The sequence below is a fragment of the Albidovulum sp. genome (assembly GCF_041919395.1).
Classification (GTDB): Bacteria; Pseudomonadota; Alphaproteobacteria; order Rhodobacterales; family Rhodobacteraceae; genus Albidovulum.
Map to the genome: position 1 here is coordinate 39880 of NZ_JAYRTX010000008.1, position 15011 is coordinate 54890.

A 15011-nucleotide genomic window follows, 5' to 3' on the forward strand; every position below is an offset into this window, starting at 1 on the left:
CGGCTACAGGAACGGCAGCAGCACCGTTGCGCCGAGCGGCGCCACCCGCGCCCCGGTGCCGATCTTGAACCGCGCGAGGCCCGGCGCATCCTCCGTGTTCACGTCGCCGAGGTCGAGTGTGGAGAACCCCAAATCGCGCAGATGCAGCATCGACCGCCACAAGAGAAGCGCGTGCGCATGAACCTGCCGACCCGCCGCGCCCGCCCACCCGATGTGGTAGGTTGCCCAGGGCGCGTGGAGCAGGAACAGCATCGCCGCCACCCGCACCGCCCCGAGACGCGCCTCGGCCAGGAGGGCCGAACGGGGATCGCGGGCAATCCACGCCTCGGTGAAGCGCGCCGGCAACGCCCGGTAGCCCCGCGCCTTCTGCTGGATTGCATCCCCGGCCAGAAGCCGGGCGACCGTCGGAGCGTCCGGCCAGGAGAGGCGCAGATCAAGGCCGGCGCCCTCGGCCCGGACGAGCCGGTTGCGCCATTTCGGCGCCAGCCGCGACCGCAGCAGGCCCGGCTCCGCCGCCAGGTCGAGCAGCGCGCGGTGGCCGGGCGTGACGAGCGGCAGCCCCGGCCCGGCAATCTCGGGCGTGGCGACGAGCGGGCGGAACCGCCGACCGAGAGCGCGGAGCGCCAGCCCCGCCTCCGTCTCCAGATCCGCCGCCGACGGCGCCGCGACCCAGACCGGGCCGCGCGACAGCAGACGAAGCCCGAGGGGACCGACGCGGCGCGCGATCACCTGCGCCCGCCCGCGCGCGCCCGAAGGCGCGACGATCCCCACCCGTTCCACGGTCGCACCGAAGCGCGCCAGCACGGCACCATAGGCAAGGCTCTGCTGCAGGGGCATGGGGCCCGCCCGCCAGAGGTCGCTTGCCGCATCGGCCGAAACGATTATCATGAACGCATTAAGCTTGGGGAAACCTAACGCCGGCCTAATGGCACCATGAAAGCGACTCGCCTTCCCGCCGCCGTCCGCGGGCTTCACGCCCCCGTCGCGCGTCTCACGTGGCAGGCCGCCACGCTGCTGGCCGTGGGCCTCTCCTCGGCCTTCCTCCTCGTCATCGCCGGCTTCACCGTCGCCATGACGCTGATCTGGCCGGGCTGACCGGCAGCGCCGCGGTCGCCGCGCTTGAAGCCCACCCCGAAAGCGTCCTATCACCGGGTAGCGGCCCCCTGGGCCAACCCGGCAGGATGACGCGAATGGCCCAGCCCCTTTCCCTCGTCGCGGACGTCGGCGGCACCAATACCCGCGTGGCGCTCGCGCAGGGCGGCGCGGTCGATCCCGCGTCGATCCGCCGCTTCGCCAACGCCGGCAATGCCGGACTCGTCCCGATCCTCAGGACCTATCTCGCAGAGGCAGGCAGCCCCGAGATCGCGGGCGCCTGTGCCGCTGTCGCCGGGCCGGTGGACGATGGCGTCGCACGGCTCACCAACCTGGACTGGACCATCGACCGCAACGCACTCGCCACCGCCACGGGGGCCGAGCACGTCGCGGTGATCAACGATCTTCAGGCGCAGGGCCACGCACTCGGCCATATCGCGGCCGACTGCCTCCGGCCGCTCGTCGGCACGGCGGAACCCCTGCGGGCCGCCTCGCCACAGCTCGTCATCGGCGTCGGGACCGGCTTCAATGCGGCGGTGGTTCATGACGGCCCGGCCGGGCGCCTCGTCACCGCATCGGAATGCGGCCATGCGACACTTCCCGTCCGCAGCGCGGCCGACCTCAGCCTGATGCGCTTCGTCGAGACCGCGCACGGTTTCGCCGGGGTGGAGGACGTGCTTTCGGGGCGCGGGCTGGAGCGGCTCCATGCCTGGGCCGCGCGCGAAGCCGGGCGGGACGACGGCCTCGATGCCTCTGCGATCATGGCGGCCATCGGCCGGTGCGACGATCCGGTGGCCGAGGCGACCGGGGCCGCCTTCGTCCGGCTTCTCGGCACGGTTGCGGGCGACCTGGCGCTCATCCACCTGCCCTTCGGCGGCATCCACCTGATCGGCGGCGTGGCGCGCGCCTTCACCGCGCACTACGAGCGCTTCGGATTTGCCGCAGCCTTCCGCGAAAAGGGGCGGTTCTCCTCCCTTGCGGCGGCATTTCCCGTCTCGATCATCGAGGACGACTACGCCGCGCTTGCCGGCTGCGCCCGGCGCCTGGCCGAGGGCTGAGCGCCGTCAGCGCAGGTACTCGACCAGCATCGCGGTAGAGCCGTCCTTGCCCTCCGCCGTTTCGCGGCCCGACAGGATCGGCTCCAGCGCCAGAGCAAGCTCCTTGCCTAGTTCCACGCCCCACTGGTCGAAGGAGTTGATGCCCAGGATCACACCCTCGACGAAGACCCGGTGTTCATAAAGGGCGACGATCTGACCAAGGACGAAGGGCGTCAGCCTGTCGTAGGCCAGCGTCGTGGAGGGCCGGTTGCCGGGAAAGACGCGGTGGCGCGCCTGCCGGTCGAGGTCCGCGTCAGACAGACCCCTCTTCGCCATCATCGCCCGCGCCTCGTCGAGCGAGCGGCCCCGCAGGAGCGCCTCGGACTGGGCGAGGCAATTGGCCACCAAGAGGCGGTGCTGGTGGGTCAGGTCGGGCTCGTGGCCCTCGCGGCCTACAAGGAACTCGCAGGGGATCACCCGCGTTCCCTGGTGGATCAACTGGTAGAAGGCGTGCTGACCGTTGGTTCCGGGCTCGCCCCAGACCACCGGGCCGGAGTGGATGGCAAGGTCGCTGCTGTCCATCGCCACGCGCTTGCCGTTCGATTCCATCTCCAGTTGCTGGAGGTAGGCCGGCAGCCGGGCCAGGCGCTGTTCGTAGGGCAGGACGGCCCGGGTGGCGTGACCGCAGACCTGGTTGTGCCAGATGCCGACGAGCGCCAGCATCACGGGCAGGTTGTCGGCGAAGGGTGCGTCGCGGAACTGCGCGTCCATCGCCGCCCCGCCGGCAAGGAAGGCGCGGAAGTGATCCGGCCCGATGGCGATCATCAGCGAAAGTCCGATCGGGCCCCACATCGAATAGCGGCCGCCAACCCAGTCCTCGAAGCCGAAGACGCGTGAAGGGTCGATCCCGAAGGCGGCGGTCCGGTCGAGCGCGGTCGAGACGGCGGCGAACTGCGCGGCCGGGCTGGTGACCTTGGCTGCCATCCATTTTCGCGCGGTTTCCGCGTTGGTCATCGTCTCGATGGTCGTGAAGGTCTTGGAGGCGACGATCACAAGCGTCGTCTCGGGGTTCAGGGGGGCCAGCACGTCATGGACATGCGCGCCGTCCACGTTCGAGACGAAATGCGCGCGCGGGCCATCGGCATAGGGCGAAAGTGCTGTCGCCGCCATCGCCGGGCCGAGGTCGGACCCGCCGATGCCGATATTGACCACATCGGTGATGCGCCCGCCCTGCCCGGTGAACCGCCCGTCGCGCAAATCGCGGGCGAAGGCCTCGCAGCGGGCGCGGGTTGCCCGGACCTCCGGCATCACGTCGCGGCCGTCCACGGTCACTCGCCCTTCGGGACTGCGCAGCGCCGTATGGAGGACGGCACGGCCCTCCGTCTCGTTGATCTTCGCGCCCGAGAACATCGCCTCGCGCCGCTGGGCCACGCCCGCGCCTTCGGCGAGCCGGATCAGCAGGTCGCGGGCGTGGGCGTCGATCCCGGTCTTGGAGTAGTCGAAGAGAAGACCGTCGGCACGGATCGAGAAATGCCGCGCCCGGTCGGCCCCCTCGAAGAGCGAAAGGATCGGCCGGTCGGCATGGGCGGCATGATGATATCCGAGGTCGTCCCAGAGGCTCATTCCGAGGTGTCTCCTGTCCGGTTCATTCCGCCCAGTGGACGGTTGCGTTCGTCAGCACGGCATTTACCGGCGCATCTTCGGCCGGAAGTCCCCGCGCGCGGTCGAGGGCCGCACGCTTTTCCGCCCCGGTGATGAGGATGTGGCAGGCCATCGCATCGGCCAGGACACGCGCCGTCAGCGTCACCCGAGGCTCGCCCGCGCCCGGGGCCCTGAGCGCCATCAGGACCGGCGCGTCGGGTGCCAAAGCCTCGGCCAGCCGGTCGGCGCCGGGGAAAAGCGAAGCAGTGTGCAGGTCGGCCCCCATGCCGAGCAGCAGTACATCGATTGGCAGGTGGGGCGAAAGCGCCTCGGTCAGCGCGTCAAGCGCCTGTTCCGGCTCGGGCGTATCGGCATAAAGCGGCACGAAGGCCGCCGCGGCGGCGCGTCCGGTCAGAAGCCGTTGCCGCACCAGCCGTGCGTTCGACCGTTCATGACTTTCCGGCACCCAGCGTTCGTCGTTCAGGAACACCGTGACGCGGTCCCAGTCGATGCTGATGCCCGAAAGCGTGTCGAAGACCGGCCCCGGAGTGGTACCGCCCGGGACGCAGAAGCTCACGCTGCCCTTGCCCCGGACCGCCGTCGCAAGCTCGCTTGCCAGCCGGTCGGCCAGAGCGATCATCATCAGTTCGCGGTCGGGATACTCGACGATTTCCATGGGTCATCTCTCCCCTTCGGTGCGGGGCGCCGGGCCGACGCTCATTCCCGGATCTCGCGCCAGCGCCGGCCATCACGGTGCAGGAGCATCAGCGCATCCTCGGGCCCGGAGGAGCCGGGATCGTAGCCCTTCGGCCGGTCGCCCCGCGCCTCCCATCCGGCGATGATTGGATCGCTCCAGGCCCAGGCCGCCTCCACCTCGTCGCCGCGCATGAAGAGGGTCTGGTTGCCGCGGATCACGTCCATGATCAGCCGTTCGTAGGCGTCGGGAATGTCGGCGCCCTCCTCGCCGAGCGCCTCGGCGAAGGACATGTCCAGGGGCACCTCGGTCAGCCGCATCCCCCCCGGCCCCGGTTCCTTGATCATCACCGACAAGGTCATCCCCTCGTTCGGCTGGAGCCGGATGGAGAGCACGTTCTCGCGCCATCCCTCCTCCTCGCCGAAGATCGAATGCGGCACTTCCTTGAAGACCACTGCGATTTCCGAGGCGCGGGCGCGCAGCTTCTTGCCGGTGCGCAGGTAGAAGGGCGTGCCCTTCCAGCGCCAGTTGGCGATCTCCGCCTTCATCGCGATGTAGCTTTCGGTCCGCGACGCGGGGTTTTCGGCGTCCTCGACATAGGATGGCTCGCCCCCCGGTCCCTTCTTCGCGCTGCCGCGGTACTGGCCGCGGACGATGTCCTCGACAGGAACCGGTTGCAGCGCATGGATGACCTTCAGCTTCTCGTCGCGCACGGCGTCGGGATCGAAGCGGTAGGGCGGCTCCATGGCGATGAGGCAGAGAAGCTGCATCAGGTGGTTCTGCACCATGTCCCGCATGGCGCCGGACCTGTCGTAGTAGGCTCCGCGCCCGCCGACGCCCACGGTCTCGGCCACGGTGATCTGGACGTGATCGACATGGCGGGCGTTCCACAAGGGCTCGAACAGGATATTGGCGAAACGCACCGCCATCAGGTTCTGGACCGTCTCCTTCCCGAGGTAGTGGTCGATCCGGTAGATCTGGCCCTCGTCGAAATGCTCGGCGAGCGTCGCGTTCAGCGCGCGCGCGCTCTCCAGATCGCGGCCGAAGGGTTTTTCGACCACGATCCGCGCGTGCGGCGCCGCGATGCCGAAGCGGTGGAGCCGCTCGGCAAGATCGCCGAAGAGCGCCGGGGCAACAGAGAAGTAGAAGGCCTGCACGACGTCGCGGCGGACGAGGCGCGCGAGGTCGGCCCAACCGCCCTCGCCCCTCGCATCCACCGGGACGTAGTGGAGATGGCCGAGGAACTTGCCCACGGTCTCGCCATCGCGCTTCGCCTCGGGCAGGAATTCGCCCAGGGCGTCCGCGACGAAGGCGCGGAAACCTGCGTCATCCATCTCGCCGCGCGCGGCGCCGACGATCCGCGACGTTTCGGGAATCTGGCCGGCCAGGTAGCGACGGTAGAGGCCGGGCAGGATCTTGCGCCGGGCAAGGTCGCCGGTGCCGCCGAACACCACGAGGTCGAAGGGATCGACCGGAATGACCCTGGAGACCATGCGCGCTGCTCCTTCATGTTAGCGCTAACGCGCTGCGCTCATAGCGCCTTGCCGGAGCAAAGTCTAGCATCGCTTTCCGCGCCGATCCATCGCGCGCGCCGCATCCCCGGTGCCGCTCAGGCCCGCACGTCAACGACGATGCGGCCGCGGACCTTGCCTTTCAGGATTTCGGCCCCGAGCCGCGGCAGGTCGGCAAGTGTCGCGGGCACCACCATCGCCTCCAGCTTCTCCATCGGCAGGTCACGGACGATCCGCTGCCAGGCGCGGAGCCGGTTGGCGTAGGGCTGCATCACGCTGTCGATGCCGAGGAGGTTGACCCCGCGCAGGATGAAGGGCGTGACCATCGCGCCCTCGATCATCGCCCCGCCCGCAAGCCCCACCGCCGCGACCGAGGTGCCGTATTTCATCTGTTTCAGAACGCGGCCGAGCATTGCCCCGGCGACGGCATCGACGCACCCTGCCCAGCTTTCGCTTTCGAGCGGCTTGCGCGTCACCTCCGACAGATCCTCACGCGGTACGATCTGCGTCGCGCCGAGATCCCGCAGGTACTCCGCCTGCTCCGGCCGCCCGGTCACCGCCGCGACCTCGTGGCCGAGCCCCGCGAGGATCGCGGTCGCGACGGAGCCCACGCCGCCCGCCGCCCCGGTCACGAGCACCGGTCCGTGCCCGGGCTTCAGCCCGTGATCCTCCAGCGCCATCACCGCGAGCATCGCGGTCAGTCCGGCCGTCCCCACCGCCATCGCCGCGCGGGTGGTCAGCCCCGGAGGAAGCGGCACCAGCCAGTCGGCACGGACGGATGCCTTCTCGGCATAGCCTCCCCAATGCGCCTCGCCGACGCGCCATCCGGTCAGGACGACCTTGTCGCCGGCCTCGTAGCGCGGGTCCGAGGAATGTTCGACGGTGCCGGCGAAGTCGATGCCGGGAATGTGGGGGTAGCTGCGCACGAGCCCGCCGCCGGGTCCGATGCAGAGCCCGTCCTTGTAGTTCACCGTCGAGTATTCGACGGCGACGCGCACCTCGCTTTCGGGCAGGCGGCTTTCCGCGATCTCCCGCACGGCGGCGCGAGTGCCGCCGTCCTCGCCCTTCTCGACGATCAGTGCCCTCATGGCGACGCCCTCCCCGAAGTCGATGCCTGCCCCGACATTCGCGCATTCGGAACGCCGAGGCTACCCCGGATCGGCGTTGCTCAGCCCTGCCCGGCGCGCCTCGCGGCCCTGTCGGCCAGAAGCCGCGTGAGCCAGTCGGGGTCCATCTCCGGCACCGAGGAAAGGAGAAGTTCGGTATAGGGGTCGTGCGGAGGCTGGAACATCTCTTCCTTCGGCCCCTGCTCAACCACCCGGCCGTTCTGCATCACCACCACCTCGTCGGCGATGGCCTTCACGGTGGCGAGGTCGTGGGTGATGAACATGTAGGCGAGGTTGAACTCGGACTGGAGCCGGTCGAGGAGCTTCAGGATGCCTTCCGCGACGAGCTGGTCGAGCGCCGACGTGACCTCGTCGCAGATGATGAACTTCGGCTCGGCCGCCAGCGCGCGGGCAATCCCGATGCGCTGCTTCTGCCCGCCCGACAGTTCGGACGGCAGCCGGTCGATGTACTTTTCCGGCTCCAGTTCGATCAACGCCAGAAGGTCCCGGATGCGCTCGGTGAGCGCCTTGCCCTTCAGGCCGAGATACATCTCCGCCGGCCGCCCGATCAGCTCGCGCAGGCGCAATTTCGGGTTCAGCGCAGTGTCGGCCATCTGGTAGATCATCTGCGCCTGGCGAAGCTGGTCCCGGCTCCGCTGCCGGTAGTCCGGCGGCAAGGGCTGGCCATCGAAGAGGATCCGGCCCTGGCGCGGCGGCAGGAGACCCGTGATCACCCGCGCCGTCGTGGACTTGCCCGACCCGCTCTCGCCGACCACCGCGACCGTGCGGCGGGCGTGGATGTCGAAGCCGATGTTCTTCAGCACGTCCGCCGCCCCGTAGCCCGCCGTCACGTTCTGGACCGAGACGACGGGCACGCCCGTGGTGACCGGCGGCTGCACCGGCCGCGCGTAGGACCGCACCGCCCAGAGCGATTTGGTGTAATCCTCCTTCGGCGCCGCGAGCATCGACCTTGTATCGGATTCCTCCACCTCGTCGCCGCGCAGGAGCACCTTGATCCGGTCGGCCATCTGCGCCACGACCGCGAGGTCGTGGGTGATGTAGATCGCTGCCGTGTCGAACTGCGCGACGATGTCGCGGATCGCCGACAGGACCTCGATCTGGGTCGTCACGTCGAGCGCCGTCGTCGGCTCGTCGAAGATGATCAGGTCGGGCCGGCACGACATCGCCATCGCCGTCATCGCCCGCTGCAACTGCCCGCCCGAGACCTGGTGCGGGTAGCGGAAGCCGATCTCCTCGGGGTTCGGCAGCCGCATCCGGCGGTAAAGCTCCACCGCGTCCGCCTCGGCCTTCTCGCGCGGCATGACGCCGTGTTGCACCGGCCCCTCGCAGTACTGGTCGATAAGCTTGTGGGCGGGGTTGAAGCTGGCCGCCGCCGATTGCGCGACGTAGGCAATCCGCTTGCCGCGGAGCGCGCGCCGCTCGCGCTCCGGGATGGCGAGGAGGTCGATCCCATCGAAATCGATCATGCCGCCCGAGATGCGGCAACCGTCGCGGGTGAAGCCCATCGCGGCCAGGCCGAGCGTGGACTTGCCCGCGCCCGATTCGCCGATGAGGCCGATCACCTCGCCACGGTGCAGCGTCAGGTCCACTCCCTTGATGATCGGCGACCAGGTGTCGCCGGAGCGGCCGTCGATATGGATGTCCTGCATGGTCAGGAGGACGGGCTTTGCGGATGACTCGCTCATCGCCTCACTCCTTCAGACCGCTGGCGCGGTGCAATTGCCAGTCCACCACGAAGTTGACGGCAACCGTCAGGAGCGCGATGGCCCCGGCGGGCAGAAGCGGCGTGACATCGCCGAAGGTGATCAGCGTCGCGTTTTCCCGCACCATCGAGCCCCAGTCGGCGGTTGGGGGCTGGATGCCCACGCCGAGGAACGAGAGGGCCGATATGGCGAGGAATACGAAGCAGAACCTGAGGCCGAACTCGGCGACCAGAGGCGCCAGAGCGTTGGGCAGGATCTCTCGGAAGATCAGCCGGATCAGCCCCTCGCCCCGGAGACGCGCCGCCTCGATGTAGTCCATGACCACGATGTTCTGCGCGACCGACCGCGCCAGCCGGAATACCCGCGTCGCGTCGATTGTCGCGATCACCAGGACAAGCGTGACGATCGAGGTGCCGAAGATCGTGAGCAGCAGGAGAGAGAAGATCAGCGCCGGGATCGCCATCAGGATATCGACGAGTCGCGACAGAACCTGATCGAGCCAGCCGCCCACGGCCGCCGCCAGAAGTCCGAGGAACGAGCCCGCGAAAAAGGCGAGCGCTGTGGTGGCGAAGGCGATGCCCACGGTGTTGCGCGCGCCGTAGACAAGACGGCTCAGCATGTCGCGGCCGAGGTTGTCGGTGCCGAGTGGATGCGTCGCATCCCAGGGCAGGAACTGTGCCCCCACCACCTCGCGTTCGGCGTAGGGCGCGATCAGCGGAGCGAAAAGCGCGACGACAACATAGATCAGGATCACCAGCATTCCGAAGCTCGCCGCCAACGGAGCCGTCTTCAGCGCCCTGCGTGCTTCGCCGCGGCTCGCGGCGACGGCGGCCCAGCGAAACAGCCATCCCAGCGCCATGGCGGCGACCACTGCGACGGCGATCCAGAAGATCGTGAACAGGACGGACATGCGGGCCCCCTCACTTGCGATGAATGAGCCGCGGGTTCGACAGCGTCGAAAGCACGTCCGCGGTGAGGTTGAGAAGCACGTAGGCCGCAGCGAAGATGAGCGCGACCGCCTGCACGACCGGGAAATCACGCTTGGCGACGCTGTCGACCATCAACTGGCCGAGGCCCGGGTAGACGAAGACCACCTCGACCACGACCACGCCGGTGATGAGGTAGGCGAGGTTCAGCGCGACAACGGTGACGATCGGCGCCAGCGCGTTCGGCAACGCGTGTTTCAGGATCACGCGGGCGGGCGACATGCCCTTGAGCCGTGCCATCTCGATATAGGGGCTGGCCAGCAGGTTGATGATCGCCGCCCGCGTCATCCGCATCATGTGCGCGGTCACGACCAGCGTCAGCGTCAGCGCCGGCAGGAAGGTGCGGTAGAGCGCCTCGGAGAAGGTCGTCGTGGGGTCCATCCGCGCCATCGAGGGGAAAAGCCCGGACTGGGCGAGCACGAAGATCAGGATGTAGGCCACGAAGAACTCGGGAAACGAGATCGAGGTCAGCGCGAGCGCGTTCGCCGCTCGGTCGAAGATCGAATTGCGCCAGAGCGCGGCAAGGATACCAAGCATCAGCGACAATGGCACGGAGAGCGCCGCGGCATAGACGGCGAGGAAAAGCGTGTTGGACAGCCGGGTGGCGATGAGATCGGCGATGGGCCGCTTGTTGGCCAGCGACGTGCCGAAATCGCCCTGGAGCGCGCCCAGAAGCCAGTTGACGTAGCGGGTGTGGGCCGGCAGGTCGAGCCCGAGTTCCCGGCGGAAGGCCGCGACGGTCTCGGGCGTGGCCGACTGGCCGAGGATGTTCTGCGCGAGGTCGCCCGGCAAGAGTTCCGTCGCGCCGAAGATGATGAGCGATATGACGAAGAGCGTGAGCAGGCCAAGCAGGAGCCGCCTGGCGATCATGGACCATATGTCGGACAACTGCGCCCCCCTTTCTCAGTCTTGCCGGCAATTCCCTGCGGCTTGGCCCCGTCAGGGGCGAAAGGCCCCGGCGCAGGACGCCGGGGCCGGGACCGTCAGACGAACCACCAGCGTTCGAGTGCGCGGAACCCGTCGAGCGTCCAGTTGCCCGCGACCCTGTCCTCGTGTCCGATCTTGTCCGACATACCCATGACGTAGCTCGCGAACATCGGGATGATGGTCCCGCCGTCGTTTGCGCAGATCGACTGCATCTCGTGATACATCTCGCGCCGCTTGTCCTCGTCGAGTTCGGACCGCGCTGCCAGAAGCAGCTCGTCGAACCGCGCGTTTGACCAGAACGTGTCGTTCCACGGCACGCCGGTCGCGTAGGTCATCGAGAACATCCAATCCTCGGTCGGACGGCCGCCCCAGTAGACGGCGCAGAACGGCTTCTTCAACCAGACGTTGTCCCAGTAGCCGTCGTTCGGTTCGCGCACGACCTCGAGGGTTATCCCCGCCGCCGCCGCCTTTTCCGAGAACAGCACCGCCGCATCAACGGCGCCGGTGAAGGCGGCGTCGGCCGCGGAAAGCTGGATGCTCAGCGAGTCGAGCCCGGCTTCCTTCAGGTAGAACTTCGCCTTGTCCGGGTCGTAGCTGTGTTGTTCCAGGTCGGCATAGAAGTAGCGCTGGTTGGGACCGATCGGATGGTCGTTGCCGATCGTGCCGTAGCCCTGAAGGATCTTGTCTACCAGTTCCTGCCGATCGAGAGCGTATTTCAGCGCCATGCGGACATTGTTATCCTTGTAGGGGTCGGCGCGCGTGTCCATCGCGAAGGTGTAGTGCTGGGTTCCGGCCACGCTGAGTATCTTGATCCCCGGCGCGCGTTCCAGAAGCGCGACGGTGGTAAGATCCACCGGATCGATCACGTCGACCTCTCCCGTCAACAGCGCGTTCTGCCGTGCCGCGGAATCCAGCACCACGTTCATCTCGATCCCGTCGAACCACGCCCGGCCCGGCTTCCAGTAGTTCGGGTTCCGCGTCAGCTTCGCACCGACGCCCGGCTCCCACGAATCGATCATGTAGCCGCCGCATCCGTCCTTGGTCGTGGCGTCGATCTTGCCGTCCGCCGAGGGCAGGATCGGCAGGTGGTAGTCCGACATGATGAACGGGAAGTCGGCGTTGCCCGCGCTCAGCGTGAAGGTCACGGTGTTGCCGTCGGCCTTGATGTCGGTAATCGGCTCGACAATCGGCTTGGCGGCCGACTTGCTGTCGGGGCCGCGGTGATGGTTGATCGAGGCAACCACGTCATCGCCCGACACGGACTTTCCGCTGTGATAGGTGATCCCCTCACGCAGCTTGAAGGTCCATGTGGCCGCATCGGCGGACGCCTCCCAGCTTTCGGCGACCTCGCCAACCAGCGAGCCATCGGCCGCAATCTCGGTCAGATAGCCGCAGCGCGCCGTATGCAGGACCTGCACGAACTGTGAATCCCAGGTCGCGGGATCGTAGCCGTCGGTCGTGTTGCCTGCCGCCTGAGCGATTCTCAGGATGCCGCCACGCTTCGGCTCGGCCGCAGCCCGCCGCACGCCGGCCGGAAGGATCAGGCCGGCGGCGCCAAGCGCGGTCGCGCCCTTGATCAGGCTCCGGCGGCTCAGTCCGCCGCGTGTCAGATGGTCTCTCATGTCTTCCTCCCTGTTGTCGGTTCTTGCTTTTCGCTCATGTCCGCACCGCATCGCGGGCCGCTCAGGTCGCCACTTCGCTCGCCTTGTATGTTGCCCGGTCAAGCCAGTCCGGGCTGATCTCCACGCCCCAACCGGGTCCCTCGGGGATCCGCACCTCGCCGTCCTCGACGGCGAAGGGGTCACCCCGGAAGAGCCCCTTCTGCCACGGGTAATAGTCGTCGCCTTCGATCGAGAATTCCAGATATTTTCCGGCGTTCGGGATCGCGCCCAGAAGATGCATCGTGCAGATCGTGACGAGCGAGAGGTTGGCGCTGTGCGGGGTGCACGGCAGGCCCGCCTCCGCCGCCATCCCGGCCACCAGGAGCGTGCGGGCGATGCCGCCCATGTACATCACGTCGGGCTGCACCACGTCGACGGCGCGCGTCCCGATCATCTGGCGCCACACGATCATGTCCCAGTCCTGCTCGCCCCCGGTCACGTCGATGGCAAGCGCGTCGGCGACTTCCTTCGTCTGGTCGAGTTCCCAGTAGGGGCACGGCTCCTCGAAATGACCGATGCCCTCGGCCTCGAGCATCCGGCCGACCTCGATCGCACGGCCGGGCGAGAAGCCGGAGTTGCCGTCGACGAGTTTGGCCGCCCCGTCGCCGAGCGCGCGGGCGACGGTCGGGATGATCTCCTCCGTCCGGCCCGGCCATTCGTCGATGTCGTGGCCGCACTCGGCGCCGACGCGCCACTTGAAGGCGTCGAAGCCCTTCTCGTCGCGCAAGCGGCAGAGCCGCGCCGCCTCGTCCGCAGGCGAGATGTCGCGCTTCATCGACGAGGCATAGGCCCTGAGCCGGCCGGGCCGGCCACCCAGAAGCTCCACCACCGGCTTGCCCTCGCGCCGCCCGGCCATGTCCCAGAGCGCGGTGTCGAGCCCGGCCAGCGCCCGGCAGCGGTAGGAGCCGGGGAACTTGTGCTCCTTCTCCTCCACTCGGCGGACGAGGCCGAGGATATCCCCGGTTTCCTGCCCGAGGACATGCGGCGCGACCTGGCGGTGCAGAACCTGGGCGGTGATGTCGGCATTGTAGGTGGAGGTCTGGCCCCAGCCGAAGGAACCGTCCTCGGAGATGACGCGGGTGAAGCACACGAATTCATCCGAGAAGGTCTCGATCTTCGAGATCTTCGTCATTGCCTCCCCCTCCCTGCGCGGGCGCCGCCGCCCCGGTCCGACTTTCGGCGCTGCAGCGTCCGCGTTCGCCGGCGAAGGCGATTCCCGATCGCGACCGACCACTCCCCCTGGGCGACATCCTGCCTGCTTTTTGTTGATTGTCTAGTCAATTTACATCCCGCAGGCGATGTCACCGCGCGCCGTAGAACAGACCGACCACATGCTCGGCCTCGGCGAAGAAGAGCCAGCGGGCGGCGAACGCCCCGGCAAGGTGAACCGCAAAGGCGAGGACATGTGCCGGCAACGAGGACGGCAGGGCCACCACGAGAATCGCGGGAATGACGGCACCGAGGAGAAGTGCGAGGGTCCGCAGCTTCGCGGCATGGCGGCGGCCGACGACGTGGATCATCTCGCGCATCAGGTAGTTGTGGCCCGTGTGCGGCGGCGCGAAGGACCGGACAACACCGCGTGACCCGAGTCCGGTGGCCGTCGCGAGTGTGTGGCCGCGCGCCGCGAAGCGTCTGTCCCCGCTGCGCCAGGCGAAAAGCTGCAGGACCGCGAGCGCGGCGCAGAGAAGCGCGGCGGCATAGGGCAACCCGGCGAGGATGGTGCCCCCCGCAAGCGCCCAGGCGAAGAAGAGCGCGGGCGTGGTCCAGTGGTTCCAGCGCGGCACCGTGCGGAGCTGGGCGTAGATCATGCCGGTTGACAGCAGGGCGAGAAGGCAGGCCAGGGCCCCGGTGAGCCCGAAGGCCGGCGGCAGCCCGCCGCCAGACACCGCCGCCAGCGCCACGGGCGCGAGCATGAGGAGTGCCCCCGCCGCGGCCCAGGCCTCGCGGCTGAGCCAGCTCGTCCGCCACTGGCTGAAGGCGCGCATTGCCCGTTCCGGACGTCCGAGGTGAAAGGTGGAGGCGAGAAGTCCTGCGGTTGCCAGCAGGTAGCCAAGGCCCCAAAGGAGGAACGCCTCGAGCCCGAAGACCGCGACGGCGCCGGTGGCAAGCACGAAGAGCAGGCCGAAGCCCGCGCCCGAGAGCGTCGTGAAGAGGATGACCGAGGGCGCGGGATGCATTCAGAGCCTTTCCAGCAGCCGGTCGAGCCAGCCGGCGAGGCCCGTCGCCCTGACGTCGAGGAGAGGCGCGAGCGGCCGGGCCTCGGCCGCGCCCTTCGGCCGGGGCTGCAGGTACTTGTTCACCGGCGCCGTGCCGAGTTCCGGCATCAGGTCGTAGCCATCGCGCTCCGCGACGAGCCGGCTGACCGCGCTTTCCGGATCCGCGAGATCGCCGAAATGCCGTGCGCCGGTCGGGCAGGTGCGCACGCAGGCCGGCACACGGTCCTCCTCGGGCAGGGTGTCGTTGTAGATGCGGTCGACGCAGAGCGTGCATTTCTTCATCACGCCCGCCTGCGCGTCGAGTTCGCGCGCACCGTAGGGGCAGGCCCAGGCGCAGAGCCCGCAGCCGATGCAGGCGTCCTCGTTGACAAGGACGATCCCGTCCTCGGCCCGCTTGTAGCTGGCGCCGGTCGGGC

General features: G+C 68.5%; 14 protein-coding genes. 2 read left to right on the forward strand and 12 right to left on the reverse strand.

What is annotated here, in order from left to right:
* Nucleotides 1-3: 3 nt before the first annotated feature.
* A complete protein-coding gene (locus ACMUOO_RS02900) occupies nt 4-888 on the reverse strand; it encodes a GNAT family N-acetyltransferase (RefSeq protein ID WP_301919917.1) in 885 nt (294 codons plus the stop codon).
* Nucleotides 889-933: 45 nt separating this feature from the next.
* On the opposite strand from ACMUOO_RS02900, the gene ACMUOO_RS02905 reads away from it, so the two are divergent.
* Both ACMUOO_RS02905 and ACMUOO_RS02910 read left to right on the forward strand, forming a co-directional pair.
* Nucleotides 934-1095: a hypothetical protein gene (locus ACMUOO_RS02905; protein WP_301919916.1), complete on the forward strand. Its 162-nt coding sequence runs from the start codon at nt 934-936 to the stop codon at nt 1093-1095.
* An 86-nt stretch (nt 1096-1181) separates the two neighbouring features.
* On the forward strand, nt 1182-2150 hold the full coding sequence (locus ACMUOO_RS02910; protein WP_413854853.1) for a glucokinase: 969 nt from the start codon (nt 1182-1184) through the stop codon (nt 2148-2150).
* Between the two features lie 6 nt (nt 2151-2156).
* On the opposite strand, the gene pgi is transcribed toward ACMUOO_RS02910, so the two are convergent.
* From pgi to ACMUOO_RS02965, 11 genes are all read right to left on the reverse strand, one after another.
* Complete coding sequence (gene pgi / locus ACMUOO_RS02915) at nt 2157-3752, reverse strand: glucose-6-phosphate isomerase (RefSeq protein ID WP_301919914.1); 1596 nt, start codon at nt 3750-3752, stop codon at nt 2157-2159.
* Between the two features lie 22 nt (nt 3753-3774).
* Nucleotides 3775-4446: a 6-phosphogluconolactonase gene (gene pgl / locus ACMUOO_RS02920; protein WP_301919913.1), complete on the reverse strand. Its 672-nt coding sequence runs from the start codon at nt 4444-4446 to the stop codon at nt 3775-3777.
* Between the two features lie 41 nt (nt 4447-4487).
* Nucleotides 4488-5957, reverse strand: coding sequence for a glucose-6-phosphate dehydrogenase (gene zwf, locus ACMUOO_RS02925; protein ID WP_301919912.1), 1470 nt, complete (start codon nt 5955-5957; stop codon nt 4488-4490).
* Between the two features lie 116 nt (nt 5958-6073).
* Nucleotides 6074-7063 (reverse strand): MDR family oxidoreductase, encoded by a 990-nt coding sequence (locus ACMUOO_RS02930; RefSeq protein WP_301919911.1) that lies wholly within the window; start codon nt 7061-7063, stop codon nt 6074-6076.
* Nucleotides 7064-7143: 80 nt separating this feature from the next.
* Nucleotides 7144-8787 (reverse strand): ABC transporter ATP-binding protein, encoded by a 1644-nt coding sequence (locus ACMUOO_RS02935; protein WP_301919910.1) that lies wholly within the window; start codon nt 8785-8787, stop codon nt 7144-7146.
* Between the two features lie 4 nt (nt 8788-8791).
* A complete protein-coding gene (locus tag ACMUOO_RS02940; RefSeq protein ID WP_413854854.1) occupies nt 8792-9715 on the reverse strand; it encodes an ABC transporter permease in 924 nt (307 codons plus the stop codon).
* Between the two features lie 10 nt (nt 9716-9725).
* Complete coding sequence (locus ACMUOO_RS02945) at nt 9726-10679, reverse strand: ABC transporter permease (protein WP_301919909.1); 954 nt, start codon at nt 10677-10679, stop codon at nt 9726-9728.
* Between the two features lie 95 nt (nt 10680-10774).
* On the reverse strand, nt 10775-12340 hold the full coding sequence (locus ACMUOO_RS02950; RefSeq protein WP_301919908.1) for an ABC transporter substrate-binding protein: 1566 nt from the start codon (nt 12338-12340) through the stop codon (nt 10775-10777).
* Between the two features lie 61 nt (nt 12341-12401).
* Nucleotides 12402-13511 (reverse strand): mandelate racemase/muconate lactonizing enzyme family protein, encoded by a 1110-nt coding sequence (locus tag ACMUOO_RS02955; RefSeq protein WP_301919907.1) that lies wholly within the window; start codon nt 13509-13511, stop codon nt 12402-12404.
* 169 nt (nt 13512-13680) lie between these two features.
* Nucleotides 13681-14556, reverse strand: a complete 876-nt coding sequence (locus ACMUOO_RS02960; RefSeq protein WP_301919906.1) for a dimethyl sulfoxide reductase anchor subunit family protein — start codon at nt 14554-14556, stop codon at nt 13681-13683.
* Nucleotides 14557-15011: 4Fe-4S dicluster domain-containing protein (locus ACMUOO_RS02965; RefSeq protein WP_413854855.1), on the reverse strand; the 455-nt coding region annotated here is incomplete at its 5' end.

What these genes read in the sequence shown, in the direction of transcription:
- ACMUOO_RS02900 (WP_301919917.1), bottom strand. Translation starts at nt 888, where the DNA reads ATGATAATCGTTTCGGCCGATGCGGCAAGCGACCTCTGGCGGGCGGGC.
- ACMUOO_RS02905 (WP_301919916.1), top strand. Translation starts at nt 934, where the DNA reads ATGAAAGCGACTCGCCTTCCCGCCGCCGTCCGCGGGCTTCACGCCCCC.
- ACMUOO_RS02910 (WP_413854853.1), top strand. Translation starts at nt 1,182, where the DNA reads ATGACGCGAATGGCCCAGCCCCTTTCCCTCGTCGCGGACGTCGGCGGC.
- pgi (WP_301919914.1), bottom strand. Translation starts at nt 3,752, where the DNA reads ATGAGCCTCTGGGACGACCTCGGATATCATCATGCCGCCCATGCCGAC.
- pgl (WP_301919913.1), bottom strand. Translation starts at nt 4,446, where the DNA reads ATGGAAATCGTCGAGTATCCCGACCGCGAACTGATGATGATCGCTCTG.
- zwf (WP_301919912.1), bottom strand. Translation starts at nt 5,957, where the DNA reads ATGGTCTCCAGGGTCATTCCGGTCGATCCCTTCGACCTCGTGGTGTTC.
- ACMUOO_RS02930 (WP_301919911.1), bottom strand. Translation starts at nt 7,063, where the DNA reads ATGAGGGCACTGATCGTCGAGAAGGGCGAGGACGGCGGCACTCGCGCC.
- ACMUOO_RS02935 (WP_301919910.1), bottom strand. Translation starts at nt 8,787, where the DNA reads ATGAGCGAGTCATCCGCAAAGCCCGTCCTCCTGACCATGCAGGACATC.
- ACMUOO_RS02940 (WP_413854854.1), bottom strand. Translation starts at nt 9,715, where the DNA reads ATGTCCGTCCTGTTCACGATCTTCTGGATCGCCGTCGCAGTGGTCGCC.
- ACMUOO_RS02950 (WP_301919908.1), bottom strand. Translation starts at nt 12,340, where the DNA reads ATGAGAGACCATCTGACACGCGGCGGACTGAGCCGCCGGAGCCTGATC.
- ACMUOO_RS02955 (WP_301919907.1), bottom strand. Translation starts at nt 13,511, where the DNA reads ATGACGAAGATCTCGAAGATCGAGACCTTCTCGGATGAATTCGTGTGC.
- ACMUOO_RS02960 (WP_301919906.1), bottom strand. Translation starts at nt 14,556, where the DNA reads ATGCATCCCGCGCCCTCGGTCATCCTCTTCACGACGCTCTCGGGCGCG.